The organism is Kitasatospora sp. NPDC036993, from assembly GCF_055607525.1.
The window spans coordinates 129476-155268 of record NZ_JBVJRP010000001.1 but is presented as its reverse complement, the minus strand read 5'-3'; the positions used below and the strand labels follow the sequence as shown (position 1 = coordinate 155268).

The 25793-nt window shown below is 72.7% G+C and carries 21 protein-coding genes; 11 read left to right on the top strand and 10 right to left on the bottom strand.

The annotated features are described in order from the left end of the window. Positions 1–187 precede the first annotated feature (187 nt). The 4 genes from ACZ7C5_RS00710 (at position 188) to ACZ7C5_RS00695 (ending at position 5810) form a co-directional block, all read left to right on the top strand. Positions 188–697 (top strand): very short patch repair endonuclease, encoded by a 510-nt coding sequence (locus ACZ7C5_RS00710; protein WP_470321631.1) that lies wholly within the window; start codon positions 188–190, stop codon positions 695–697. Positions 698–1127: 430 nt separating this feature from the next. Continuing rightward, positions 1128–3464 carry an ATP-binding protein gene (locus ACZ7C5_RS00705; protein ID WP_470321630.1) on the top strand — a complete coding sequence of 779 codons (2337 nt, stop codon included), beginning with the start codon at positions 1128–1130 and terminating at the stop codon, positions 3462–3464. Between the two features lie 10 nt (positions 3465–3474). After that, positions 3475–5133: a DEAD/DEAH box helicase family protein gene (locus ACZ7C5_RS00700; RefSeq protein WP_470321629.1), complete on the top strand. Its 1659-nt coding sequence runs from the start codon at positions 3475–3477 to the stop codon at positions 5131–5133. 5 nt (positions 5134–5138) lie between these two features. Beyond that, the gene (locus ACZ7C5_RS00695) at positions 5139–5810 is read left to right on the top strand and encodes a hypothetical protein (RefSeq protein WP_470321628.1); all 672 of its coding nucleotides are present in this window, start codon (positions 5139–5141) and stop codon (positions 5808–5810) included. Between the two features lie 969 nt (positions 5811–6779). Here ACZ7C5_RS00695 and ACZ7C5_RS00690 read toward each other — a convergent pair. Next, the gene (locus ACZ7C5_RS00690; protein ID WP_470321627.1) at positions 6780–7235 is read right to left on the bottom strand and encodes a CBS domain-containing protein; all 456 of its coding nucleotides are present in this window, start codon (positions 7233–7235) and stop codon (positions 6780–6782) included. 259 nt (positions 7236–7494) lie between these two features. Here ACZ7C5_RS00690 and ACZ7C5_RS00685 point away from each other — a divergent pair, with 259 nt between their 5' ends. After that, on the top strand, positions 7495–7944 hold the full coding sequence (locus ACZ7C5_RS00685; protein ID WP_401080840.1) for a DUF5994 family protein: 450 nt from the start codon (positions 7495–7497) through the stop codon (positions 7942–7944). 76 nt (positions 7945–8020) lie between these two features. On the opposite strand, the gene ACZ7C5_RS00680 is transcribed toward ACZ7C5_RS00685, so the two are convergent. The 3 genes from ACZ7C5_RS00680 to ACZ7C5_RS00670 all read right to left on the bottom strand — a co-directional run bounded on the left by ACZ7C5_RS00680 (position 8021) and on the right by ACZ7C5_RS00670 (position 9951). Then, positions 8021–8266 (bottom strand): hypothetical protein, encoded by a 246-nt coding sequence (locus ACZ7C5_RS00680; protein ID WP_401080837.1) that lies wholly within the window; start codon positions 8264–8266, stop codon positions 8021–8023. A gap of 40 nt (positions 8267–8306) precedes the next feature. Beyond that, on the bottom strand, positions 8307–8846 hold the full coding sequence (locus ACZ7C5_RS00675; RefSeq protein WP_401080834.1) for a DUF5994 family protein: 540 nt from the start codon (positions 8844–8846) through the stop codon (positions 8307–8309). Between the two features lie 169 nt (positions 8847–9015). Next, positions 9016–9951 (bottom strand): LysR family transcriptional regulator, encoded by a 936-nt coding sequence (locus tag ACZ7C5_RS00670; RefSeq protein WP_401080831.1) that lies wholly within the window; start codon positions 9949–9951, stop codon positions 9016–9018. 157 nt (positions 9952–10108) lie between these two features. On the opposite strand from ACZ7C5_RS00670, the gene ACZ7C5_RS00665 reads away from it, so the two are divergent. Both ACZ7C5_RS00665 and ACZ7C5_RS00660 read left to right on the top strand, forming a co-directional pair. Further along, positions 10109–11470: an MFS transporter gene (locus ACZ7C5_RS00665; RefSeq protein WP_401081359.1), complete on the top strand. Its 1362-nt coding sequence runs from the start codon at positions 10109–10111 to the stop codon at positions 11468–11470. Then, positions 11467–12090 carry a cysteine hydrolase family protein gene (locus ACZ7C5_RS00660; protein WP_401080828.1) on the top strand — a complete coding sequence of 208 codons (624 nt, stop codon included), beginning with the start codon at positions 11467–11469 and terminating at the stop codon, positions 12088–12090. The genes ACZ7C5_RS00665 and ACZ7C5_RS00660 overlap by 4 nt, the downstream gene beginning before the upstream one ends. A gap of 60 nt (positions 12091–12150) precedes the next feature. Here the strand turns inward: ACZ7C5_RS00660 and ACZ7C5_RS00655 are convergent, their stop codons facing one another. From ACZ7C5_RS00655 to ACZ7C5_RS00640, 4 genes are all read right to left on the bottom strand, one after another. Beyond that, the gene (locus tag ACZ7C5_RS00655; RefSeq protein ID WP_401080826.1) at positions 12151–13464 is read right to left on the bottom strand and encodes an MFS transporter; all 1314 of its coding nucleotides are present in this window, start codon (positions 13462–13464) and stop codon (positions 12151–12153) included. Between the two features lie 404 nt (positions 13465–13868). Beyond that, the gene (locus ACZ7C5_RS00650; RefSeq protein WP_401080822.1) at positions 13869–17543 is read right to left on the bottom strand and encodes a BTAD domain-containing putative transcriptional regulator; all 3675 of its coding nucleotides are present in this window, start codon (positions 17541–17543) and stop codon (positions 13869–13871) included. Positions 17544–17680: 137 nt separating this feature from the next. Beyond that, positions 17681–18799 carry a nucleotide disphospho-sugar-binding domain-containing protein gene (locus ACZ7C5_RS00645; protein ID WP_401080819.1) on the bottom strand — a complete coding sequence of 373 codons (1119 nt, stop codon included), beginning with the start codon at positions 18797–18799 and terminating at the stop codon, positions 17681–17683. A gap of 257 nt (positions 18800–19056) precedes the next feature. Beyond that, a complete protein-coding gene (locus ACZ7C5_RS00640) occupies positions 19057–19839 on the bottom strand; it encodes an alpha/beta fold hydrolase (protein ID WP_470321626.1) in 783 nt (260 codons plus the stop codon). Positions 19840–20191: 352 nt separating this feature from the next. On the opposite strand from ACZ7C5_RS00640, the gene ACZ7C5_RS00635 reads away from it, so the two are divergent. Continuing rightward, the gene (locus ACZ7C5_RS00635; RefSeq protein ID WP_401080813.1) at positions 20192–20671 is read left to right on the top strand and encodes a hypothetical protein; all 480 of its coding nucleotides are present in this window, start codon (positions 20192–20194) and stop codon (positions 20669–20671) included. A gap of 546 nt (positions 20672–21217) precedes the next feature. On the opposite strand, the gene ACZ7C5_RS00630 is transcribed toward ACZ7C5_RS00635, so the two are convergent. Then, a complete protein-coding gene (locus ACZ7C5_RS00630) occupies positions 21218–21865 on the bottom strand; it encodes a response regulator (RefSeq protein ID WP_401080811.1) in 648 nt (215 codons plus the stop codon). Between the two features lie 97 nt (positions 21866–21962). Continuing rightward, positions 21963–23207 carry a sensor histidine kinase gene (locus ACZ7C5_RS00625; protein WP_470321625.1) on the bottom strand — a complete coding sequence of 415 codons (1245 nt, stop codon included), beginning with the start codon at positions 23205–23207 and terminating at the stop codon, positions 21963–21965. Positions 23208–23523: 316 nt separating this feature from the next. On the opposite strand from ACZ7C5_RS00625, the gene ACZ7C5_RS00620 reads away from it, so the two are divergent. The 3 genes from ACZ7C5_RS00620 to ACZ7C5_RS00610 all read left to right on the top strand — a co-directional run bounded on the left by ACZ7C5_RS00620 (position 23524) and on the right by ACZ7C5_RS00610 (position 25646). Further along, a complete protein-coding gene (locus ACZ7C5_RS00620; protein ID WP_470321624.1) occupies positions 23524–24084 on the top strand; it encodes a GlcG/HbpS family heme-binding protein in 561 nt (186 codons plus the stop codon). Between the two features lie 158 nt (positions 24085–24242). After that, on the top strand, positions 24243–24668 hold the full coding sequence (locus ACZ7C5_RS00615; protein WP_401080802.1) for a YunG family protein: 426 nt from the start codon (positions 24243–24245) through the stop codon (positions 24666–24668). Positions 24669–24761: 93 nt separating this feature from the next. Beyond that, on the top strand, positions 24762–25646 hold the full coding sequence (locus ACZ7C5_RS00610) for an NAD(P)-dependent oxidoreductase (protein ID WP_401080801.1): 885 nt from the start codon (positions 24762–24764) through the stop codon (positions 25644–25646). The last annotated feature ends 147 nt before the right edge of the window (positions 25647–25793 follow it).

The window sequence follows — 25793 nt, the reverse complement described above, 5'->3', positions numbered from 1 at the left end:
ACGGAAGGCCCTGTCCGCTGAACAGGACCGAGCAGCGGGTGGTCGCCATCGACGGGTGGTTGACTTGGGTGACGGCCGGATCGCTCACGCCTCGGTCTCGTTGAGGGTCCTGCCTAAGACGCGGCGGATCCGAGCGTCCCTGCGTTGGGGCGACGGACGGAAGTCTCCAGAGCGCTACCTGGGCGAGGTGGAGCAGGACACCCGCGCGGCCAATCTGGCTGAGGGCTGGCGGCTGGCCTGGGCGATGGGCCTCTTGATGGAGGAGACGCTACCCGAGGACTCGACAGCCTCGACCCCGGCGGTCCGTGCCTCGATGAGAGGTAACCGCGGAAAGGACACGAAGCCCGAGAAGGTCCTTCGCTCTCTGCTTTTCAAGGAAGGGCTTCGCTACCGGGTCAACGCGCGGCCGCTCCAGGGCCTCCGGCGCAGTGCGGATGTGCTGTTCCCAAAGGCGCGAGTCGCGGTCTTCGTCGATGGCTGCTTCTGGCACGTCTGCCCGGAGCATCATCGACCGGCGACCAAGAACGTGGACTTCTGGAAAGAGAAGTTCGCCGACAACCAGCGGCGGGACGCCGAGACCAACCGGATCCTGGAGGAGGAGGGCTGGACGGTCATCCGGGCCTGGGAGCATGAGGCACCGGAGGACGTAGCGAAGCGGGTCCTCTCGGCGGTCCGCAGAACGTCCGGCGAGGCGTAGCTGCAACTCCCCGTCGATCATCAGGTCATTGATGGCGTCGGTCAACCTGCGTAGGACGATATGGCCGTCAATCGTCGCTGCACGCGAGGACTGTACTCCCAGTGTCGAAACCGGCCTTGGCGAGAATCCCCGTCGGGATCTGCACTCGGCCGCTGGCAGCAGCGGTGACTTCCGCAGGCTCCCAGAGGCATGAGCCGAGTCCGCCATGCGCGAGGTTCTGAGGCGCCCTCCTGGTTGAGGTGTGGCATCAGCAGGGCTACGAGATCTTTGTCCCGCATCTGCTGGTGTCGCCCATTAGGGTTGAGGACATGCTGATGGATGCTCCTGGAGCGTGCTCGACTGGGGTCGATGGTGCACGCCAGACTGCTGATGGTCGCGCGAGCACATCCGCCTGCCAAGCATGTGTTCACCACCAAGACGGGGGTCGGCTGTGACCGAGGACCAGTACATCAACGTCACACCGCACCCGCGCATCCTGGGCGTGCTCGGCGATATCGAGTTCTCACACTGGCAGTGCCTGGCTGAGTTGATCGACAACTCCTTCGACGAGTTCCAGGCGTCCGGCGGGACGGTGGATCGGCCCTCGGTCGCGATCTCACTTCCCCCGGCGAACTCGCAGCGTGCGACGGCTGAGATCACGGTGCAGGACAACGGCCGGGGCATGAGCCTGAAGGCTGTCACCAACGCAATCAGCGCGGGCTGGACCAGTAACGGCCGACACGGCTCTCTCGGCCTGTTCGGGATGGGCTTCAACATCAGTACGGCGCGACTCGGTCGGCGTACCACGGTGCGTACCAGTCGGGCAGGCGATTCGGACTGGATCGAGGTAACACTGGACCTGGTGCAGATCGCCAACTCCTCCAAGTACCAGGCGCCATACCGCGCGGTGCCTAAGGCCAATCGTGATGAGCATGGCACCACTGTCACCATCAGCGACCTCAAGCAGGAGCAGTACGCCACGCTCTGCCGTCCGCAGACGCAGAACGTGATCAGGGACAAGCTCGGAGAGGTCTACAGCTACCTGCTGGCGGACAAGGGCTTCCTGCTTACGCTCAACGGCAAGAAGGTCAAGCCACGCCTGCCCTGTGTCTGGGACGAGAAGCGGACCGTCACCCGCCAAGGCGTGGAGATCCACGCTGTCCAGAAGATCAACCGCGTGCTGAGCGCCAAGAACGCCTGTATGGCCTGCGGGTACTGGAGTTCCGCCGACGCCGACCTTTGCGAGGAATGTGGGCAGGATCGCCTGGAACTGAGGGAGCGCAAGATCTGGGGCTGGATCGGGATTCAGCGCTACGTCCACCGCACCGACTACGGGCTGGACTTCCTCCGCAACGGACGCAAGATCATGCTTAAGGACAAGCGGGTCTTCTACTGGGAAGACGAGGACAGCCTCGCTGATGCGGAGCTCGAGTACCCCATCGACTCCGGAGCTGTGCAGATGGGCCGGATCGTCGGTGAGATCCACTGCGATCACGTCGCTCCGAACTACCAGAAGACCGCCTTCGAGTTCGAGACGGCCGAGTGGCGGCAAGTCCTGCGTGAGGTCCGCGGAACAAGCCCCTTGCGCCCAAAGATCGCGAAGAACCTCGGACTGCCGGAGAACCGTAGCCCCCTCGCCCTGCTCTACGCGGGCTTCCGCCGGCAGGACCCGGGGCTCAACTACCTGATCCCGGGTGACGGACGCAACGCCCTCCATGAGAAGGCCGCGCAGTGGGCCACGTTCATGCGGGCAGGCCACTACGAGTATCAGACCGACGAGGCGTGGTACCGCGCCGCTTACCAGCACGACAATCCGGTAACAGTGGAACCTCAACCGGGGAATGACGACATCCTCCCCGGGTTTGGGGCCGGACTCCTCGACCCGGATGACCAGGCTGAGGGCGGTGCCGCGCCAGCCTCGACCGTTGCTGGCCAAGAACCGCCCGAGGACATTACCGCACCGGTGGAGACGCTGGACCAGCGGCTTCAGCGATACCGTGACAGCGCCGACCCCATCGTGGATCTGACGGGCCCGTACTACCTCGAAGACTTGGGGCGCGTCGATCTGACGGCTTGGGCGGTTCGTAGCCAGCACCTTGTCACCAAGGACGGGCAGGCCGCGCCTGTGATCGTGTCGATGGTCCGAGCCCCGCGCTTGGAAGTGTTCATCGATACCGGACACTCGATCTTCCGCGAATTCGGGACGGACATGCGCGACTTGGCGCTCGTCGAGGTCGCGGAGTTCATGCGGGTTCGGGCGAATAACGTGTCGATGCCCTTGAGCGAGATCGTCGCGCAGCTCAAGGTCCACACGTCCAGTCCCCGGCTGACGCCGGCGGCGATGGCGGAGGAATCCGAGCGGCTCCTCGAACAGGTGCGCTTGGCCATGGTGACGCCCGTCTCGGCGAACCCGGCGGTGCACTGGCTGTTGCTCACGAAGGACGAACGAGTGGACGCCGAGCGCCGGTTCGCGGTCGAGGCTGGTGGAACGTCCCCTTGGAGCAACGTGGTCACCAGCGGCGAATTCATCCGATATGTTCCGGCCAGCGCCGTCATCCGCATCATCCAAGACTCCCCCGAGACTTTCCTTGACGGATCCGTTTTCAAGCGCGGATACATCGCTCTCAGCGATCCCGGGGCTCGAGCGCTCGTCGTGGAGCGGCTGATCAACCCTCTCGGAGACCTCGCGCTTCTGGAGCAGCACCGTCCACGCCTCGATGTGGAGGAGCTGGCCCGGATCAGGATCAGCTGCCGTCTCATCGCGCGCGACCTCGCCGACAACACGTAGGGAGGGCAGGATGCGATTCCTCGACGCTGCCTCGCTGCTGGACGCCGGACCGCTGCAGTTTCCCCGCCGCATCGAACGCCTCCTCTGGCATTTGGGCTTCTCCGACGTGTCCAACATCGACGGCTCCGGCGACGAGGGTGGCGACATCCTCGCCCGCCACAAAGGCGAGACCTGGGTAATCCAGTGCAAGTGGAAGCGACGTGGGGCCGTAGGAGCCGACGCGGTGGACGAGGTCGCTCGCGCACGGGATCACTACCGCGCACACCACGCCGTCGTCGTCACCAACACCCGCTTCAGTCCTGACGCTCGGCAGCGTGTGGCGAATCTGGCACGCCTGGGTCCCGGAATCCTCCTTTGGGGAGGAACGGACCTAACAACGAGCTTCGATCGGGTACCCCGCCGCTTCGGGCAGGTAACGCTCCGGCCCTATCAAGCTGAGGCCCTGCAAACGTTGACCGCCGACCTCGACGCCTCGGGCCGCGCGCTGCTCGTCTTGGCTACCGGGCTGGGCAAGACCGTCGTCGGTGGTGAGGTGATCGCGGAGCATCTGCGACGCGAGCCCCAAGACCAAGTCCTGGTCGTCGCGCACGCGAAGGACCTCGTCCAGCAACTGGAGCGGGCGCTCTGGCGTCACCTGCCTAAAGAGGTCTCAACGCGCCTCCTCACTGGGGACACACGCCCTGATGACCTCTCCGGACTCACGTGCGCGACAGTCGCGTCGGCGCTGTCCGCCGCGCGCTTCGGCTATCGCCCAGACCTCGTAGTAATCGACGAAGCCCACCACCTGGGCGAAGAAGGCCAGTACGACGAGTTGCTGGAACTCCTGAACTCGGCCCGCCACCTGGGCGTCACCGCGACCCCATGGCGCGGCGACAAGCACGACATCACTCATCAGCTCGGCGCCCCCAGCTTCACCCTGGGGATCGAGGAGGGAATGCGGCGCGGCTACCTCGCTCAGGTCGACTACCGCCTGTTCGTCGACGACATCGACTGGGACATCGTCCGCGAGGCCAGTAACCACTCGTACGGATTGGCCGAACTCAACGCGAAGCTCTTCCTGCCGCAGCGAGACGAAGCCATCCGCGACGAGCTCGCCACCACATGGGCCACCACGCTCAATCCGCGGGCTATCGTTTTCTGCCGCACTATCGAACACGCTGAACGGCTTGCCGACATGCTGCGGCGTACCCCGCTCTGGTCCGGTGCCCTCGCCATCCACGCCGGACTCGCTAAGAGGGAGCGGCAGAACCGCCTACTTGCCTTCCGCTCAGGCGAGGTGCCCATTCTGACGGCGGTCGACATTCTCAACGAGGGCGTCGATGTGCCAGACGTGAACATCCTCTGCTTCGCACGAGTTACTCACTCCCGGCGGATCTTCGTACAGCAGCTCGGGCGAGGGCTCCGCTTGCGCGAGGGAAAGGACCGGGTCGCGGTGTTGGACTTCGTCAGCGACCTCCGCCGCATCGCTGCTGCGCTCAAGCTCAAGCGTGCCCTTGGCGGCGATGGTGAAATCGAGACCCTGGCCAGGTTCACCCCGTCGAACATCGACTTCAGCGACCAGAAGGTGGCCACCCTCATGGACGAGTGGATTAAGGATGCGGCCAGCCTCGAGACCGCGTACGACGAGCACCGACTCCAGTTCCCCGCCGCCCTCGCCCCACAGGAGTAATGACCATGTCCTTGCAGCAGCTGCCTGCGCCCATCCGTGAACGCCTCCTCATCGAGATCTACCAGCAGGCCAATGACCTGGACTGGGAGTTCTTGAGTAACGCTGACAAGACCAACCAGTACCGGAAGTGGATCGAGGATCCCAAGGTCGGTGGCATCCTGCTCTCTTATGGACCGGAAAAGGACGCCAGGGTCTGGATCAAAGACGTCCCCATGAAGGAGTACGCCCGGGCCCAGGAGGGAATCGGGAACTATGTCCGTTATGCGGTAAATCGATTCCAAGGGCCGGAGGAAATTGTTCGGGCGGCGTGTGGGAGCGGCTGGGCGATGAAGCCCGATTCGGTTGGAGAGAAGCCGAACCACTGCTACGCGATCGCCGACGCCGCCGCCGCTCGGTACGTCTGCTGGGGCCGTGCTGGAACCTTCCGGGACCTCGTCTGGGCGGCACTGAATGAAGCCGTCGATTCGGTGGAGCGACCCGCTATCGTCATCACGACCCGCAACGGCGAGACCATCTCGACAGCCGACCGCGCGCGCCAGGAGCGACTCGCCTTGCGCTGTGGCGCGGACCTCCGGTACCTCCATCGCGAGATGGTCCCGAATCCTGACTATCTTCGGGTGACGGGCGGCGGCCAGAGTCAATCGCAACCCACCCTCATTGACTTGCCTGAGCGGTAGACGCGACGTGCTGTGCAGAGCCCGCATAGGCCCTGCTGGCTGGGCGGACGTCACCAGGTGGTGCCATGTGCGGCAGGACGCCTTTGGGTGGGGAAGCATCGGGTGTCGAGGCGGAGTCGTCGACATACCCTGATCAGGCGAAACGGCACGGCGGAGTGTGGGGCGGAACTGGCCAGTATGGTCGTCGTCCGGGGTCTCGTGGTGCGTAGGTCCCGCAGGGTCGCACGAGCCCGATGGCGCTCGGCGAATGCGAGGCGGAACTTGGGGGCTGCGGCGAGAGTCCGGCGCGTGCCAGATCCGTGCCAGATCCGTGCCAGAACGGGTGGAGAACGGCGGGCACCGGCGGTCTGCGTCGGGTGTTCGGCGGGCTGGTCGCGCCGGTATCGGTGCAGGTCGGGAGCACTTTGTGGCCCGGAAGCCCAAAGATTCCCAAGCTTATAGCGCGAGTTCGATTCTCGTCGCCCGCTCCATACCGAAAGCCGCAGGTCACATGACCTGCGGCTTTCGCGTTGTCCAGGCCAAGCCGGCCCCGCCGTGCCGGATCCGCACCGGAGGCGGCGGCTGTCGTGATCCTGAGGCGTTCGACTTCCGGGAGCCGGCGGTGCCCGCCCCGGCCCGTCGGGCTCCCGGTGTCACCGCGCGTCGAACCGTCGTGGCGGCGGCCCGCCGCTCCGGCCACGGCGGGTGCCGGGGTGCGGTGAGCAGGAATCGCTCCCTTCGCCGTACCCGGGCAGCCCTTCGCCTTCTCGCCTGGTGCGACGTCGCCCGGTTGGGCGATCATGGCATGACGTTGTGTCATGTTCCTTGTCGAGAAGGTGTTCGCGATGCTGGTCGACTGGCCCACCGAGACGTTCGTGCCGCCCTTGCCGTTGCCCGCCCGTTGACCGGCGGTCTTCGTCCGGTGCGGCAGGGGCTGCCGGTTGAACCAGGCCGACGCGTCGCTGCTCGGGTGCCGTCCGAGGCCCGCGATCAGATTCTCCTCCGGGCCGCGGGGAGCACCGACGGGGCCGGGGCGGCGAGGAGGCCGGCGGCGCGGTCCGCGGTGAGCACGCCGAGGATGAAGCCGTCCTCGTCGACGACGGGCCAGATCGCCAGGTGCTTGACCCGCATGGCGATCGCGGCCAGGGCCAGGCCCAGGGTCGGCCAGGCGAACGGGCCGCGCTGGTGGGCGGTGGCGCTGATCGCGGTGCGCTCGGTGGGCCGGGGACGGGTGAGGAACGGGTGCAGCCCGGTGCGGGTGACCAGCCCCTCGCACCGGCCGTCGTGGCCCCGGACGAGCAGGTAGTCGAGGTGGGCGCCGCGGAGGACGTCGTCGGCCTGGTCGACGGTGCTGTCGTCCGCTATCTGGTAGTCGCAGGGTTCCATGGCGTCGGCGACCGTGAGGCCGTGGCCGGGCCGTACGGGCCGGGGCGAGTGAGTGGTCACGGCGTTCACCGTTCCCGTCTCCGGCCGCCCGTCGGAGCGGGACCTGCCGGACTGTCCTACACCCAGAACGAAGCCGGAACGGGGACCGGGATACGGGATGCCCTGGATGTCTCCGAGGCTACTCCTACGGGGGCGCCCCGGGGGGTGGTCACGGCGGAGTAGCGTGGAAGGCAGCCGAGGACATTCCGCACACCGGCATCAGCGTCGACGTCGCCCTGGGTCATGACGGGTCCCTCGCGGACCGGACGGGCGGCTTCGCATGATGCCGATCCCTCTCCCCAACCCCTCCTCCTCCGGGCCGTGGACGGTGCCCGACGTGCCGCTGCTGCCGCGCCTGGAACTGGAGCCGACGATGTCGCGGGAGGGCGTCTTCGACGGGGCCTGGTGGCCCCGCTCGAACCGGGTCCTCGCCGAACTGCCGGACCTGATCACCGCGCTCGGCGCCCACTTCGGCCGGATCCTCCGGGTCGGCCTCGACACTCCGGCCTGGGACGGCGTGCCCCGGTCCGTCGCGGCGAACGGCCTGGTGGTCAGGATCAACCGGTTCACCGGCAGCGGCGCGACGATCAGCGTCACCCGGGGCCTCCAGGACCATCTGCTGCTGCTGGTGGTGCCGCCCGGCACCGCACCGGACACGGCCGTCTCGGCGATGGCCGGCGCCTCCGCGACCGGGAACCACACTCCGGCGGCGGAACTGCTGCTCGGCTGAACGGTCCGGTCCCGCGGCGCCGGCCGCGGTGCACGGCCCGTCGGGGCCGCCGGGGCGTGCCCGGTGCGGATCGCGGTCAGTACTCGGCGCCGCTCCGCAGGTAGCTGCCCACGACCTGGAGCCACGCTCCGGGGCCGAAGCAGACCTCGATCCGGTACGGCGTGTCCTCGAAGACCCGCAGGACGCGCAGCGCACCACTCGGATGCAGGTCGTACTCGAAGGTGACGCCGTCCGCGCCGTCCTCGTACTGCATGTCCAAGGGCCCCTTGGAGGGTTCCGCCGGCGTCCGGGCGTCGGCCGAGAGCTTCACGTAGACGGACATCCCGCCGTCCCGCCTTTCCTGTCTGCCCGAGGTGCCCGGCTCACCGGGCCGTCCCCCAGGGTGCTTCGCCCGGCGGTTCGGTGCCGGAGCCGGTGCCGGAGCCGGAATCGGTGCCGCCTATGCCGGTGGCGACGAGGATCTGCCGTGCCGAGTCGCTTCCGCCCGCCTCGACCGCGCGGGTCATCGCGGCCAGCGCGGCCTCCCGGCCCGCCTGTGGGGGGACGACGAGCAGGCTGAAGTGATCGTGGTCGCCCCGCGTGACGATCACCGTGTCGTCGCCGACCGGGTACCGGTCGATGTGCACCGACCGGCCGTCGACGAGCAGCCGGGCCGGTACGTCGTCCCAGGCTTCCGCGTCCAGCCCGACGCTCGCCACGGGGCCGAGGTGTTCGGTCAACACCCGTACCAGACCGGGTAGTTCGGCGCCGACGTCACGTGAACGCGGCCACCACGCGCCGTCGAGCACGCCTTCGCGCGACCGTGTGGTCTCCAGGCGCAACAGGAGCGTCCCCGGCTGCGCGGTCTGCCGAAAGTGGTCCGGCAGAAGGCCCGGGAACGCGGCACCGGCTTCGTCCGACATGGCTCGCCACCTAACCGCGGACGTGGCCCGACCGCCGCTGGGCGGGGGCACTGGGGGCGGCTCGGGCCGCTCCGACATTCCCACGGTACTCCGCCGGGACCGGGCCGGCCCGGCTGGTCACGGGAGCCGTGACGGGCGGGGGCGGCCAGTGGGTGCCAGGTGGGGACGGTCAGTGGGGGAGGGCCCAGGTGGGGGTCCAGGTGCCGGGGGCGGGGTGGGTGTGGGTGTTGAGGGTGAGGTGGGTGCGGAGGGTGGGGAGGGCCGGGTGGGGGTTGTCGCGGTGCCAGAGCAGTGAGTGGGGGTAGAGGAGCGTGGGGTTGGTGACCGGGATGCGGCGCAGGCCGTGGCCGGTGGGCCAGACGAGGCGGGTCCGCTCGCTCATGAAGGTGGCCAGGGCCGGGGTGTCGGCGATGGTGTCGAGGAGTGCGTCGGAGCCGAAGTTGGGGCCGGTCGCCTCGATGGTGAGGCCGAACTCGGCGACGAGGTCGGCGTAGTAGGCGCCCCACTCGGTGCCGGGGGCGATGCCGGGCATCCAGATCCGGTGGCCGGCCAGCTCGGCGACGGTCACCGACTTGGCGTCCGCCAGTGCGTGGGCCGGGCCGGTGAGGAGCTGGAGCGGTTCGTCGAGGACGCGGACCGACGCGATGTCCTCGGGCAGCGGCCGGCCGGGCGCGGCGACGGCGCGGAAGGAGGCGTCGACCGTGCCGGAGCGGATGGCGGCGATGGCGGTGTCGATCTCGACCAGCATCAGCACGTCGAGGTCGATCTCCGGGTACGCGTCGTGGAAGCCGCGCATCAGGCCCGAGGCCGCGCCGCGCGAGGCGATCACGTCGACGCGCAGCGGGCGGCGGCCGCTGCGTACGGACGCGACCGCGCGCTCGGCGACCCGCAGGAGTTCGCGGGCGTGCGGCAGGAACGCCTGCCCGTCGATGGTGAGTTCGGCGCCGCGCGGGGTGCGGGTGAACAGCCGTACGCCGAGGTCGCGCTCCAGTGCGGCGACGCGCTTGGAGACGGCCTGCTGGGTGACGGACAGGTCGACGGCGGCCTTCTGGAACTGGCCGGCTTCCGCGATGGCGGCGAAGGTGCGCACTGCTTCGAGGTCCACGCCGACCCACCTTAGGGAACAACCCCTGGTTGTGCGGAGCAGGTGGAGCGGTTGTTTGACCCGTTGTCGTGGCGTCCGATTGGCTCCCACCGGTCAACGCCGGTTTGTTCGGCCGGACGTCGAGGGGAGCGCATCGGGCGTGATGGGCATGACGGGCATGATGGGCAGGAGAAGGCTGGGCCCGCGGTTCGGCTGGCTGTGGGCGGCGTACGCGGTGAGCGCGTACGGCTCCGGGCTGGGGTTCGGGGCGCTGCCGCTGATCGCGGTCCTGGTGCTGCACGCCGGCCCCGCCGAGGTGTCGGCGCTGTCAGCGGTGGGGCCCGCGGTGGGCGCGCTGGTCGCGGTGCCGCTCGCGCCGTGGGTGGAGTTCCGGCGCAAGCGTCCGGTGATGATCGCGATGGACCTGACCCGGTTCGCGGCCATGGCGACGATCCCGGTCGCCTACGCCTTCGGGCGGCTCGGCCTCGTCCACCTGCTGGTGGTCTCGATCGTGGTCGCGGCGTCCAAGATCGCGTTCGGCGCGGCCAGTGGCGCCTACCTCAAGGCCATCGTCCGGCCGGACGACCTGCTGGTGGCCAACGCGCGCTTCGAGTCCACGAACTGGAGCTCCATCGCGGTCGGGCCGCCGCTGGGCGGGGCGGCGATCGGCATGTTCGGGCCGGTCACCACCGTGGTGGCCGACGCGCTCGGTTACCTGCTCTCCGCGCTGGGCATCACCGCGATCCGCGGCCGGGAGGAGGCGCCGCCGACGGCCGGCAAGGAGCCGGTCAGGGCGGGCGCGGTGCTCGACGGCTGGCGGCACATCACGGGCGACCGCGCCCTGCGGGCGCTCTACCTCAACAACATGCTCGTCTCCGGTCTGATCATGGCCACCGAGCCGGTGCTCGCCGTGCTCCTGCTGCGCCAACTCGACTTCGCCCCATGGCAGTACGGCCTCGCCTTCGCCGTCCCCTGCCTCGGCGGACTGATCGGCTCCCGGCTGGCCCGGCGGGTCGTGGCCCGGTACGGCAGGGACCGGGTCTTCCGGACCGTCGGCACCCTGCGCGCCGTCTGGCTGATCGGCCTGGCCTTCGTCGGCCCCGGCGTGGTCGGGCTCGTCACCGTGATGGCCGTCGAGCTGGCGATCATCACCAACATGAGCCTGTTCACCCCGGTGCTCGCCACCTACCGGCTCGAACGCACGCCGAAGCACCTCGTCGCCCGCACCCTGTCGGCCTGGTCGATCGGCCAGCAGGCGTCCATCGCGGTCTGCACCGCGCTCTGCGGCCTGCTCGCCGACGCCACCGGGCCGCGCACCGCCATCACGGTCGCGGGGCTGCTCATCCTGGCCACCCCGCTGCTGCTTCCCCGAGGGGATTCGGTCGGAGGGGATGCCGTCAGGCAGGGCGTGGCCGGGCAGGGCGCGGTCGGGCACGGCGCGGTCGGGCAGGGCGCGGTCGGGCACGGCGCCGTCGGACGGGACGGCACGAGGCCGTCCGCCGCGGCGGACACACCACCAGCACGGAGGACGACCACATGAGTACCGCACCCGCCCCCGCACCCGCACCCGCCCCCGCACCCGACCCCGCGCACACCGCGCTCCTCGTCCTGGACTGCCAGCCCGCGATCCTGGCCGCGCTGCCCGAGGCCGCCGACCGCGAGGCCCTGCTCGGCCGGGTGGAAGGCGCCATCGCCGACGTTCGGGCCCTGGGCGGCACCGTCGCCCACGTACGCCTCGGCTTCACCGAGGCCGACTGGGACGCGGTCCCGGCCGCCAACAGGTCCTTCGCCCCGCTGGCCCGGCACCGGGTGATGCACGACGGGGACCCCGCCGCCGCCGTCCACGAGCGCCTGGCCCCCAGGGACGGTGACATCGTCGTGCGCAAGACCCGCCACGGCGGCATGTCCACCACCGGCCTCGACCGGCAGCTGCGCGAGCGCGGCATCACCACGCTGGTCGTGGCCGGCCTCAGTACCGGCGGTGCCGTCCTGTCCACCGTCCTCGACGCGGCCGACCGCGACTACCTGCTCTACGTCCTGTCCGACGGCGTCGCGGACCCGGACGCCGAAGCCCACGAGGTCCTGCTCCACCGGGTCCTCCCCTCCCGGGCCCACGTCATCGGCGTCGGGGAGTTGGGCGCTCTGCTCGGTGGCGCCTGACCCGGGCCTCGGCCGTCGCACAGGGGCTCAGGTCGCACAGGGCTCAGGTCGCACCGGGCCTCAGGTGGCGCCGGGGGCGCGGCGCAGGGTGCGGATGGGGCGGGTGGCCAGGAGGGCGATGGCGGTGAGGAGGGCGACCGCGACGCCGACCAGGAGGACCCGGTCGGTGCCGAAGGCGCCGACGGCCGGGCCGGCCAGGGCGCTGCCGATGGGGTACATCCCGACGGAGCCGGCGACCTCGTAGGCGTGGACGCGGTTGAGCACCTCGCCCGGCACCTGGGTCTGCACGCTGGTCGCCCACATGACGCCCCAGACGCCGATCCCGGCGCCGACCGCGAGCTGGGCGGCGGCGAGCAGCCAGACCGGCCAGTCCAGCACGATGCCGAGCGGGTAGAGCGGGAACGCCAGCATCGCCACGGCGCCGGCGGCCAGCGGGTGGGCGGGCTTGTAGCGGATCGCCAGCAGGCCGCCGGCCACGGTGCCGGCGCCCAGGGCGCAGTTGAGCAGGCCGAAGGCGGTCGCGCCGTGCTCGGGCACGATCACGCCGGCGGCCACCGACAGCTGAGGCCCCCAGGAGAGCACCGCGAAGACCATCCAGATCACGATCACGCCCCAGAGCCAGCTGCGGGCACGGAACTCCTGCCAGCCGACCACCAGGTTGCGCCACAGGCTCTCGCCGGCCGGCGGGGCGGGCACCGCGCCGAGCCGGAGCGTGAACAGGCAGACCGCGCTGGTCCCGTAGGCCACGGCGGAGATCACCATCACCCAGCCGGTGGCTCCGAGCCCGACCAGGGCACCGGCCAGCGCGGGGCCGCCGAGTCCGGTGAGCGCCTCGGAGGTGCGCAGCACCCCGTTGGCGCCCTGGACGTCCCGGGCGACCAGCGGGACGGTCGAGGTGGCGCCCGGCTGGAACATCGCGTTGGCGGTGCCCGCCACCACCAGCAGCGCGTACAGCTGCCAGAGGTGGTCGATGCCGTGGATGAACAGGACGGCGAGCAGTACGTGGGCGGCGAGGTTGGCCAGGTCGGCGCCGATCATCATCCGGCGGGCGGTGAAGCGGTCGGCGAGCACCCCGCCGAACAGCACCAGCCCGGCGAACGGGCCGACCAGGAAGGCCATCGCGTAGCCCGCGGTGTCCAGGCCGTAGCCGCCGCTGAGCAGTCCGGCCGAGACCGCGACCGGCAGCATCGCCCAGCTGAGCAGGCCGGCGCTGCGGGCGGTGAAGTAGGAGCGGAAGTTGCGGGACCAGATCGCCGGTGTGTCGGCCGGTGGCGCCTCGGCGGGCCGGCCCTCGGTGGGACGGTCTCCGGCGGGCCGGTCCTCGATCGGTACGGACGTCGCCGTCACGGTGTGGTCGGCCAGGCATTCGGCCATGACGCTGCAACCCTTCGGAGGTGGGGGTGGGGGCGGGGGGATCGTGCGGGTCATCGGTCGGGAGGGGGCCGCGGTGGGATGCGGGCGTACCGGCTCAAGCGGGAGTCCTCAGGACCTGCGCGTACTCGGGGTCGGACTCGGATTCGGGCGCTGACAACGGGTCACCTCGGCGGTGGGCGGCGGGGAAGGGCTCGGCGGTGCGATCACCGTACGGAGCCCGTCTGGTCGGTCCCCCACAGCCGGACCAGAGCGACGGCGGCCCCGGGGCAGGTCGGCTGCGGCCGCGTTCACCCCCGCTGACCTGCGGTCATGCCGATTGCCGAGGCCCGGCTCACGGGAACCGGCAGAACCGGGGGAACCGCCGGTCCCGCCGTCCTGCCGCCGAGAGGGGCTGGGGCCCGCCGTCAGCGGACCCGGATGCCCCTCCGGCCCATCGCCCGGGAGAGCCGCACCGCCGCGCGCCAGTGCCCGGTCGCCTCGCCGCGCGCGCCCAGGGCCGACTGCGCGTAGCCGAGCGTCAGCCGGCTGCGGGCCTCGCCCGGCCGGTGCCCGGTGGCGCGGTGCAGGTCGAGGGCGTCCTGCCCGAGTTCGAGGGCGGTCCGCGCCTCCCCGAGCCGCACCCGTACGCAGGCCAGGGCGTCGAGGGCGCGGCCTTCGAGGACCCGGAACTCCGCCTCGCGGGCGAGCACGACGGCGCGCTCCGCGGTGCGCAGGGCGGCCCGCGGGTCCGGGCCCGCCTGGACCGCCGCGAGCCCGACGAGTGCGGCGACCAGCGGGAAGCGGTCGTTCGCGGCCTCGGAGAGGCGGATCGCCTCCCGGTAGCTGTCGGCCGCGTCGGTCGGATCGGGGGCGTGCTCCTGGGCGGCCCCGAGGGCGAGGAGGGCGTTGGCCTCCAGGGCCCGGTTGCGCAGCGCCTGCGCGGCGGCGAGCGCGGTGTGGGCCAGCACCCGGCCGGTGGCGTGGTCGCCGAGGTCGGTGTGCGCGCCGGCGAGGCAGCTCAGCGCCACCGACTCGCTGAACCTGTTGCCGCTCCTCAGATGGATCGGCAGGGTCTCGCCGAGCACCCGGATCGCGTCCCCGGGGCGGCCCAGCGTGCGATGGACGATCGCCACGTTGGTGTGCGCGACCGCCTCCCCGTCGGCCTGGTCGAGGGTGCGGAAGAGCTGGGCCACCTGCGAGAAGTGCCCGGTGGCCTCGCGCAGCCGCCCGAGCTTCCAGCAGATCAGCCCGAGCCTGGTGAGGTCGTCGGGGTTCTCCGTCCCCGCGCCTCGCCCGGTGAGGCCGAGGGCCTGGGCGAGGTGGTCGTACGCCAGCCGTACGGCGCCGGTGCCCTCGTGCGCGGCGCCGATGCGGCGCAGCGCCAGGGCCTGGCCGGCGCGCCAGTCGGCCTGCCGGGCGAGCTCCAGTGCCCTGCCGGTCAGGTCCAGGGCCTGCGCGCCGTCGGCCAGTGCCCCGTGGCATTCGGCGAGCCGCAACTGGGCGGCGGCCTGGGCGCGCAGCTCGCCGTCGGCGACGGCGGCGGACAGGCCGGCGGTCGCGACCTTGAGGCAGTCGCCGGTGTACCGCCCCGCGGAGAGGTAGCCGTGCAGGCTCTCCGCGAGCTGCCGGGCGATCGGGGTGAGGCCTGCCGCGCACGCCTGGAGGACGGCCCCGGACAGGCTCTCCCGCTCGTCGTCCAGCCAGGCCGAGGCCCGGGCGTGGTCGTGGAAGAGCGCCACGGCGGCGAAGTCCGCTCCGGCTCCCGCCCCGGCTCCCGCCGCACCCGCGCGCCCCGCAGCCGTACCCGCGCGCCCCGTCGGCCCCGTCGGCCCCGCCGACCCCGCCGACCCCGCCGCCGGTTCGGCGGGGTAGAGCAGCCGGGTGGCCGCGTCGGTGCGGTGGAGGTACCAGCCGAAGAGCCGCTGCCGGGCGGCGTGCGCCTCCTCGGTGCCGACCAGCTCGCGGGCGTAGGAGCGCAGCAGCTCGGGCAGCCCGAAGCGGCCGGCCGCGCGTTCCCGCACCAGATGGGCGTCCGTCAGGCGCGCCAGCAGTCCGGCCGATTCGGCGGGGGCCGATCCCGCCAGGGCCGCGGCGCCGTCCGCGGTGAGGTCGGGGCCGGGCATCAGGCCGAGCAGCCGGAACATCCGCCGGGCGTCGGCCGGGAGCGCGCGGTACGAGAGGTCGAAGGCGGCCCGCACCGTCGAGCGCCGGTCCCCTTCGACGTGCAGCCGGCTGAGCAGGTCGTCGCCCGCCAACTCGGCGCAGTAGTCGGCGATTCCGGCGTCGCGGGCGACCAGGTTGGCGCCGGCGATCCGGATCGCCAGCGGCAGGCCGCCGCACGCCCTGACGAGCCGGCGGGCGGCCTCCTCCTCGGCCGCGGCCCGGCACTCGCCGACGATGCCGCCCAGCAGCCGGCGGGCCTCGTCCGGGTCGAGGACGTCCAGGGCGGTCCGCCGGGCGCCGTCGCTCGCGACCAGCCCGGCGAGCCGGCTGCGGCTGGTGACCACCACCGCACAGCCCTGGGCACCGGGGATGAGTGGTCTGACCTGCTCGGCGTCGCGCGCGTCGTCCAGCACGATCAGCATCCGCCGGTCGGCCAGCAGCGTGCGGTAGAGCGCGGCGGCCTCGCCCTCGTCCGCGGGCAGTCGGCCGGGCGGGGTGCCCAGGGCCCGGAGGAACTGCGCGAGGACGTCGCCGGGGCGCAGCGCCGGCAGCGGGGAGTGGGCGCGCAGGTCGACGAAGAGCTGCCCGTCCGTGAAGTGCTCGCGCCGCGCGTGCGCCCAGTGCGTGGCGAGGGCGGTCTTGCCGATCCCGGGCGCGCCGACCACCGCCACCACCTGAGGGCGCAGCGCCGGGTCGGGCGAGACCAGGGCGTCCAGTTCCCGCAGCTGCCGCAGCCGTCCGACGTGGGAACCGGTCCTGGCGGGCAGTTGGGCCGGTGCGGGAGCGGGCAGTCGGGCCGGCGCAGGTACGGCGGGCGCGGTGGGGGCGGGGTGGTCGGGCCGTCCGCCGAGGGGCAGGTGGCGGCGCAGCACCCGGAGGTGGGCCTCGCGGACCTCCGCGCCGGGGGTGATGCCCAGTTCCTCGTCGAGCCGGTCGCGCAGCCGGCCGAACACGTCGAGGGCGGCGGCCTGTTCGCCGCCGCCGGCGAGGGTGAGGATCAGCCGGGCGTGCAGGCCCTCGTGCAGCGGTTCGGCGTTGACCAGGTCCGACAGCACCGGGACGGCCTCCGCGGGGCGGCCCAGCAGCAGCGCGGTGTCGGCGTGCAGCAGTGCCGCCGCGATCCGCCGTTCGTCGGCGGCCACCGCGGCGGGGTGCCGCCGCAGCACCGGGTCCGCGTCCGCGAGCACCGGGCCCCGCCACCACAGCAGGGCCCGCGTCAGCGATTCGTACGCGGCCTGCGGGTCCGGTGCGCGGTGGGCACGGCGGGCCCGGGTCAGCAGGTCGTCGAACCGGCCGAGGTCGATCTGGTTCGAGGGCGTCTCCAGCCGGTACCCGGTGGGGGTCCGTACGACGGCCGGCGGCGGGACGGTCCGCGGTCCGGGTGGTTCCAGCAGCCGGCGGACCTGGCTGACGTAGGTGTGGACCAGGCTCTGGTGGGAGTCGGGCGGACCGGACGGCCAGAGGGTGTCGGTGATCTCCTGCCGGGTGGCGGGCTCGGGGTGTTTGAGCGCCAGCAGCCCGAGCAGGCGGCGCAGCGTCGGACTGGTGACCGGGACGGGTGTCCCGCCGTGCTGGAGGGCGAGCGGACCGAGGACCAGCAGACGCGGCCGGCCGGCCCCGCGCGGCGGCCCGGTGCGGGCGGCGGCCGACAGGTCGGCCAGCTCGCCGCCGGTCAGGTCCAGTGCTCCGGCCAGCCGTCGGAGGGTGCCGGGCCGGGGGCGGCGGACCCGGTCCTGTTCGATGTCGCGCAGGGCCCTGGTGCTGATCCCGGCCCGGGCCGCGGCCGTCTCCTGGCTCAGCCCCGCCCGGTTGCGGAACGCCCGCAGCCGGGGGCCGAACGGGACCGGATCGCCGGTGGGACCGTCCGCGGGATCGCCCGGTGGGCGGCCCTGGGGGCCGTCGGGGGGAAGCTCCGGGGCCGACGTCCGCTCCGCCATGGCATCCCCCTCGTCCGTCGCCCGCGATCAGTCTGGACCAGACCGATGCGTCGAAGAAAGGGACGCCGGCCACCGCCCGCCCCACAGCCGGCCACCGCAGGCCACCCGGCCTGCGGCAGCCGTGCCGCGTGCGGGTGTCAGCGGCGGGCGGCGAGCTCCTCCAGGGCGGTGACCAGGGTGGACGGGTTGGGCAGGGCGGCGTTGTCGGCCTGGAGGCGGTGGGCGGCGTCGCGGAGCGCGGCGTCGGTGAGCAGGCGGGTGAGCAGCGTGGTGTCGACGGCGTCGGAGGTGGAGCTCAGAGCGGCGCCGGTGGCGGTGATGGCCTCCGTGTTGATGAAGTGGTCGGCGCCCTGCGGGAGCAGCAGCTGGGGCAGACCGGCCTGGAGGGCGGTCAGCATGGTGCCGGAGCCGCCGTGGTGGATCAGCGCGTCGGCGCGGCCGAGCAGTTCGTTGAGCGGGACCCAGGGCAGGCCGCGGACGTTCGCGGGCAGCGTGCCGAACGGGGCGAGGTCGGCGCCGTTGACCGCGAGCAGGAAGTCGGCGTCGACCTCGGCCGCCGCCTCCACCAGGCGGACCACCGACCGGACGCCGTCGAGCTTGGCGAGCACGGTGCCCAGGGTGACGACCACCCGCGGGCGCTCGGCCTCGCGGAGGAACTCGGCCGGGACGACGCCGCCGCCGTTGTACGGGACGTAGCGCATCGGCAGGCCGTCCGGGTCGCCGCCGAGCGGGCCGACGTTGATCGCCGCGGTGACGGCCGGGCCGGTCAGGCCCCACGCCTCGTACAGGTCGGGTACGTGCGAGGCCAGCCGGTCGATCATCGGACGGCCGGGGCTGGCACCGAAGTTGTGCACCACCACCGGGAGCTTGAGCCGGGCGGCGACCAGCGGGGGAGCGGCGTGGAAGGAGTCGTGGACGATCAGGTCGGCGCCCCAGTCGGTGGCGGCGGCCAGCAGGCCGTCCACGCCGGGACGGGAGGCGTACGCGAAGCTCGCGGCCGCCATGTCGAAGATCTCGTCCTGGGTCTTGTCCCGGTTGATGTACTCGATCTTGCCGCCCAGCTGCTCCTCGAAGATCTCCGGCAGCTCCCGGCCGTCGCCGATCTCGACGACCGGGAAGCCGGCGGCCCGGATCGTGTCGAGCGGCTGTCCGCTGGCGAACAGGACCTCGTGCCCGGCGGCGCGCAGCGCCTGGGCGGTGGGCACCATGGGGAAGAGGTGACCGGCAGAGGCGGGGCCGGTGAAGAGTATGCGCATGGTCGTCTCCTTGCGAACGTCGTCAACGAGGCAGTCTCACCTTTGAAGTTGACGTTCAGTCAATTTGATTCCGATCACTATGCGCGGTAATCGGCCTTTCTGGTGTGAGGCTTGTTTCCCGGGCTCCGGTGTGCTCCACACGCCGGTCGTCCGGGCCGTGCGCGCCCTCCTCGGGGCCCCGCCCGCGCCCCCGTGCGCGCCCTCCCGGTGGTCGGGCAACGGCCGGTCGGGCGGTAGGCGGTGGAAGCGGCAGGCGGTCAGGCGGCGGCGAGGAAGTCCCGGACGGTCCCGGTGAACGCCGCGGTCTCCTCGGCGAGCACGATATGGCCGGTGTCGAACTCGGCGTAGGCGCTGCCCGGCAGGGCGTCGTGCAGCCGCCGGGCGTTCTCCACCGGGACGGTGGCGTCCTGGGTGCAGCCGATCACCAGCGCGGGGGCCTGGACGCGCGGGAGCAGCGGTGAGAGGTCCAGGCCGAGGTTGAGGGCGATGTGCCGCAGGGTGCCGGAAGTCGGCCGCATGTAGGCGGTGTTGGCCTCGACGGCGGCGCGCCCGATCCGGTCGAGGAAGCCGCGGCTGAAGGCGGTGAGGGTGGCGTAGCCGCCGAACGCGGCGGGGTGGCCGGCGAGCGAGAGCCAGGTGGCCATGGAGAGCCGCAGGTACTCGTCCTGTTCCGCGCTGATCCAGCCGGCGGCGGCGACCAGGCGGCGGACCCGCCCGGGGTGCAGGGCGGCGGTCGCGGTGGCGACGACGGCGCCGAGGGAGAAGCCGAGGACGTCGGCGGGGCCGCGGCCGGCGTCCGCGATCACGGCGGCGACCTGGGCGGCGAGCGCCTCCAGGGTGAGCGGCGCGCCGTCGTCCTCGGCGGACTCGCTGCCGGAGAGGTCGGGCAGCAGCACCGTGTAGCGGTCGGTGAAGGCGTCCAGCAGGCCGTCCCACATGGCGGAGCCGGGGCCGGTGCCGTGCACCAGGACGAGGGTGTCGGGGCCGTCGCCGACCACGCGGTAGGGGATGCGGGCGGTGCCGACGGTGATCACGGTCATGACGGGTCCTCTCGATGGCGGGTCAGAAGGCGTGGCGGGAAGGGCCGGTCGGCGGATCCGGGCCGGCCGGCGGCACAAGAAGTAAACTACACAGTGCAGAGCATTGACTCAACTGCACCGTGCAGTGCAATTCGGAAGTGTGGGAACGGTGAGGGAAGGAACGGGGAACGCAACTGCCCGTGCCCGCCCGCCGTCCAAGCAGTGACGGAATGCCTGCCCGGGCTGAACACCGGGAGGAGTGCGGAGGGGCGCTGTGCAGTCAGGTGGTGCCGAACTGAACGTCGGATGCCCGGGTGGCGGCCCCTGGGGCGCGCGGGTCGCGCCGGTCCGGCGGCCGGGAGCGGAGCCGGGGGTGGCGATCGATCAACTCGACGCCGCCGAGCGCTGCGAGACGCTGCTCCAGGACACCCTGGACGCCGTCCGTCCGGCGCCGGTCTGGCAGGGGTCGGTCCCGCGGGCGGGGGCGCGGCTGCCGCTGCCGGGGCGCGGGTCGGAGGCGTTCTGGTACGTCACCCGGGGCCGGGACGTCCTCACCGTCGTCTCACTGCCCCGCCGGGCGGTGCTGGTGAACGTGGTGGAGCGGCACTGGCGGCGGCGCGGCTGGACGATCACCTCGCTGAACGCGAGCCGGGAGCGCCCGGGCGTCGCCGCGGCCACCCCGGACGGCTACCGGCTGGCACTGCGCTTCGGCGAGGCGGGCGAGGCCGGGCTGACCGCGGGGTCGCCCGCGGTGGCCCGCTCGGAGCGGGGCCCGGTGCTGTCCGGGAACGCCGGCCCCTGCGCGCCGCCGCTGCCGTACGTGTGCTGTTCGTACTGGAGCGCGCTGGTGTAGCGGGCGGTCGGGCGAGCCGACGGGCCGGCGTGGGGGACCGGGGGAGGCGTGGAGCGAGTCCCCCCGGACTCGCTCCACGCCGCCTCGTCGCGCGGCGTCGGCGCTGCCGCTCCCCCCGACACCCCGGCACACCCGCCGTTTCCCCCCTGGCAACACCCTCCGGCGAGAGCGGTCCGCACAGGCCCCGGCGAGCCCCCACCCCCGGGGACGTCGTTGATCTCACGCTAACAAACCGCGTGGTTGGTTTGTCAATAGTGAAATCCATGAAACATCCACAATGTGGTGGACGCTTCAGACTGGTCCGAAAGGCCCTGGACCTGGGAGTTGTGGCCCCGCCAGGATGACCGGGGCGCTGAACGCCCCGCCCGGACGGCGGCGGGCGGCACCCTGGAATCCGACATTCCGAGCATCATGGCAGCACGCAGTGACACCGGTCGAGCGCCCAGCGCAGCCGGAAGCGCGACGGGGAAAGGCCGGGAGCGGGCGGGAACGGGCCGGAGCGAGCGGGACACCGGGCAGGACCGGGCGACAGGCGCCCCGACGGGCTCAGCGCAGCAGCCGGCGCTCCTTCGCCACCGCCACCGCGCCCGCCCTGGTGTCCACGCCCAACTTGTCGTAGATCCGGCCGAGGTGGGTCTTCACGGTGGCCTCGCTGATGAACAGGGCCCTGGCGATCTCCCGGTTGCCCAGTCCCCGGGCCAGCTGTCCGAGGATGTCCTGCTCGCGCTCGGTGAGCCGCGGCGCGGGCGTCCGCATCTGCGCCATCACCCTGGAGGCGACCGGCGGCGAGAGCACCGTCCGGCCCTGCGCGGCCGCGTGCACGGCGGCGAACAGCTCCTCCGGCCGTTCGGCCTTCAGCAGGTAGCCGGTGGCGCCCGCGGCGATGGCCCGGGTGATGTCGGCGTCGGTGTCGTAGGTGGTGAGCACCAGGACGTGCGGCCCGCCGGGGGCGGCGGTGATCCGCCGGGTGGCCTCCACCCCGTCGATGCCGTCGCCGAGTTGGAGGTCCATCAGCACCACCTGCGGCGCCAGCCGGGCGGCCAGCGCGACGGCCTCCTCCCCGGTGCTGGCCTCGCCGACCACCTCGATGTCGCCGGCGCTCGCCAGCAGCGCCAGCAGTCCGGCCCGCACCACGGCGTGGTCGTCGCAGACCAGCAGCCGGACGGGAGCCGTCCGGACGGGAGTCGTGCTCATCGGTGCTCCAGACGCATTCGGTGCTCCAGGGTCATGGCCGCTCCAGCCTCATCGCCGTTCCGGACCACGGGTGTTCCGGGTTCATCGTGTTCCGCGTTCACCGGTGTCCGAGGGGGATCGCGGCGGAGACCACGGTGCCCTCGCCGGGAGCGCTCTCCACGGTCAGCCTGCCACCCAGCTGCCGCAGCCGGGCCCGCATCGCCGGGAGGCCGTAGCCGCGCCCGCCCCCGGTGCCGGCCGCGTCCTGGTCGAAGCCCTGCCCGTCGTCGGCGATGTCCAGCACCGCCTGGTCGCCGAGGAAGGACAGCGTGAGGGCGGCGGCCGAAGCCCCGGCGTGCTCGCGGACGTTGGCCAGCGCGCCCTGGGCGATCCGGAGCAGCGCGGCCTGCGCGGCGGTGGGCAGCGGCACCGGCGTGCCGTCCAGGTGGAAGCGGACCGGCAGGCCGCTCTCGGCGGACTCCCGCTCGGCCAGCGCCCGCAGCGCCTGGTCGAGGGCGCGGCCGTCGGAGAGCTCCGCCGGGGCGAGGTCGTGGACGAAGCGGCGGGCCTCGGCCAGGTTCCGGGCGGCCACCTCGGTGGCGGTGCGGACGTGGGTGCGGGCGGTCGCCGGGCGGGTGTCCCAGGTGCGCTCGGCGGCCTGGAGCAGCATCTGCTGGCTGGACAGGCCCTGCGCCAGGGTGTCGTGGATCTCCATCGCCAGCCGTTCGCGCTCGGCCAGGGTGCCCTCCCGCCGTTCGGTGGCGGCGAGTTCGCGCCGGGTGCGGACCAGGTCGGCGATCAGCGCCCGCTGCCGGGCGGCCTGCCTGGCCATGAAGAGGAAGACGCCGGTGGCGAGCCCGGCCACCGCGGGCGGCAGCAGCACGAGGGTGGCGTCGGCGCCGCCGGGCAGCCGGATCTCGGCGACCACGACCAGCAGGGTCAGCGCGCCGACCAGCGGGATGGCCGCCTTCGCCGGCAGGGCCCGCAGCGCGGTGTAGATCAGCGGGACGGCGCACCAGGCGAAGCTCGGCGCGAGCAGCACCAGCACCACCCAGAGCACCACCACCAGGGCCGGTGGCCACCGGCGTTGCCTTCCCCGGGCGGGCGGGCGCCGGTGGGCCAGCCAGGAGCCGGCCGGCTGGGCGACCGCGAGGGCGGCGCTCAGCCCGATCACCCAGGGCGCCTGCGCGCTGCCGGAGTGGTGGGTGAGGTAGCGGCTGAGCGAGGCGGCGAGCAGCAGCAGGAAGGCGGAGTCCAGCAGCAGGGCCAGCCGGGCCGCGTCCGGATCGCCGGCGTCGGGGCCGGGGACATCGGCTCCGGCACCGGGGACGTCGCGGCGGCCGGCGGGGCGGGGCTGCTGCACGGGTGGCTCCTGGCTGGACGGGTGGTGCGGGCGCGGTCGGCGCCGGCCCGTACCGGCCGTACCGGCCGTACCGGTCCGCGTCGACCCGCACCGACCTGCGTCGATCCATCGATGGTGACCCGTCCGGCCCGGGGCCGCATCAGCCGATCGGTTGACACCGCCGTCCACCATCATGCCCGGCCGCTCGCGCCGGACCGCCGATGCCGCGGGCCGGGCCCCGGACGGAGGATCGAAGCACGCCGCCGGGCGGTCCCCCGACGCTCCGGCGGCCCCCGAACCCCCGCCCCACCCCGCAGATCCGCTGAGGAGCTGGACCATGAAGAAGACCTCCGTGCGCACCCGGGTGCTGACCGGCGCCGTCGTCGTCGCCGCCGCGCTCGCCGCCACCGTGGGCGCCGTCTCGGCCAGCGCCGAGTCCTCCGAGACCCCGGTCGTCCCGGCCGCGGCGAAGGCCGACACCCAGAACAAGAACCTGGCCGCGAGCAGCGGCCTGACGATCGACGCCGCCACCCGCGCCGCTCAGGCCGCCCTGGACGCCGCCACCAAGGCCGGCCAGCACGTGTCCGTCGCGGTCGTCGACCGTGACGGCGTCACCCGGGTGCTGCTGAAGGGCGACGGCGCCGGCCCGCAGGCCCCGGTCTCGGCCGAGCGCAAGGCGTTCACCGCGGTGTCCTGGAACGCCCCGACCTCGGAGCTGGCCAAGCGCCTGGCCCAGGCCCCGAACCTGAAGGACATCCCGGGCACCCTGTTCCTGGCCGGCGGCGCCCCGATCCAGTCGAAGGGCGCCCCGATCGCGGCCGTCGGGGTCGCGGGCGCGCCGAGCGGCGACCTGGACGAGCAGTTCGCGCAGGCCGGCGTCGCCGAGTTGGCGAAGTGACGCGGACCCGGCCGGCCCGCCCGCCCCGCGCACGGGGAGGCCCGGCCGGCCGGGCCATTGCCTCCTTCGGGTGAACGCCAGAAGGGTCGCCGCAGAACACGGGATGACCCTTCGAAAAGCCGGTGCCGCTGTCAGTGGCGCGTGGCAGGCTTCCCGGTATGACGGCGTGGACCCTCAACGACATCGAACGTGCGATCCGCTCCTCCTGGGGCGTCGACACCTGTGCGCCCGAGGATCTGGCCCACTGGCGTCCCGACAATCCCGCCCGCGGCCAGTGCGGGGTGACGGCGATGGTGCTGCACGACCTGCTCGGCGGCGAGCTCATGATGGGCGAGGTGTACGTCGACGGGGTGCGGACGGACCTCCACTGGTGGAACCGCTTCGCCACCGGCTTCGAGATCGACCTCACCCGCGAGCAGTTCGGCCCCGACGAGCTGGTCGGCCCCGGCCGCCCGGTCGCCCGCCCGGCCCGGCCCGGCCGCCTCCAGGCCCAGTACGAGCTGCTGCGCGGCCGGGTGGTCGCCGAGCTGGAGCGCGGCGCGGCCGCCGGCCGCACCCGGATGCCGGCCCGCGCCTGCGCGTAGGCGCGGGCCCTCCGTGGATCTGTCGTCCGGCCTGTCGGCCCCCTGACGTACAGTCGGCCGTACACGAGCGGGTGCGGCGAGGGGAAGACGCGGATGACCGGGCGGACGATCGGCTTCGTGGGGCTGGGCGCGATGGGGCAGGGCATGGCGGGCAGCCTGCTGCGGGCCGGCCACGCCGTACGGGTCTGGAACCGCTCGCCCGAGCCGGTGGCCGCCATGGTGGCCCAGGGCGCCGAGGCGGCCGGCTCGCTCGCCGAGGTGTTCGCCGCCGACACGGTGGTCTCCATGCTGGCCAACGACACGGCGGTGGAGCGGCTGCTGCTCGACCCGGGCCTGCTGGCCGGTGCCACGGCGACCCTGCACGTCAACATGGCCACCGTCTCGCTCGCCCTCGCCGAACGGGCCGAGGCGCTGCACGCCGAGCACGGCGTCGGCTACGTCGCCGCGCCCGTCCTCGGCCGGCCGCCGGTCGCCGCGGCGGGGCAGCTGAACATCCTGGCCGCGGGCGCGCCCGAGCTGCTGGCCCTGGCCGCGCCGCTGTTCGCCGCGATGGGCCAGCGCACCTGGCAGTTCGGCGAGAGCCCCCGGCAGGCCAACACGGCCAAGATCAGCACCAACTTCCTGATCGCCTGCGCGATCGAGTCGATGGCCGAGGCGTGCAGCCTGGCCGAGGCGCACGGCGTCCGGCCGACCGACCTGGTCGAGATGCTCACCGGCACGCTCTTCCCGGGGCCGATCCACACCGGCTACGGCTCGATGGTGGCAGAGCGCCGCTACGAGCCCGCCGGGTTCCGGCTGCCGCTCGGGCTCAAGGACGTCGGCCTCGCGCTTGAGGCCGGGGCCGCGCGCAACGTCCCGCTGCCGTTCGGCAGCATCCTGCGGGACGCCTTCCTGGACGCGCTGGCCCACGGCGACGGGGACAAGGACTGGGCGGCGGTCGCCGCCGTCGCCCGCCGCCGCGCCGGGCTGCCCGACTGACGGTCCGGCTGCCCGACCATCAGGCTGCCAGGCACCTGAGCGACTCCGCCCGGCTGTCGGCACCGACGCGGAATACCCGGCGTCCGACGGCTGCTCACTCCTGCGCTCGCACCGTACGTACGACCAAGGGATTCTGACGGATCATCA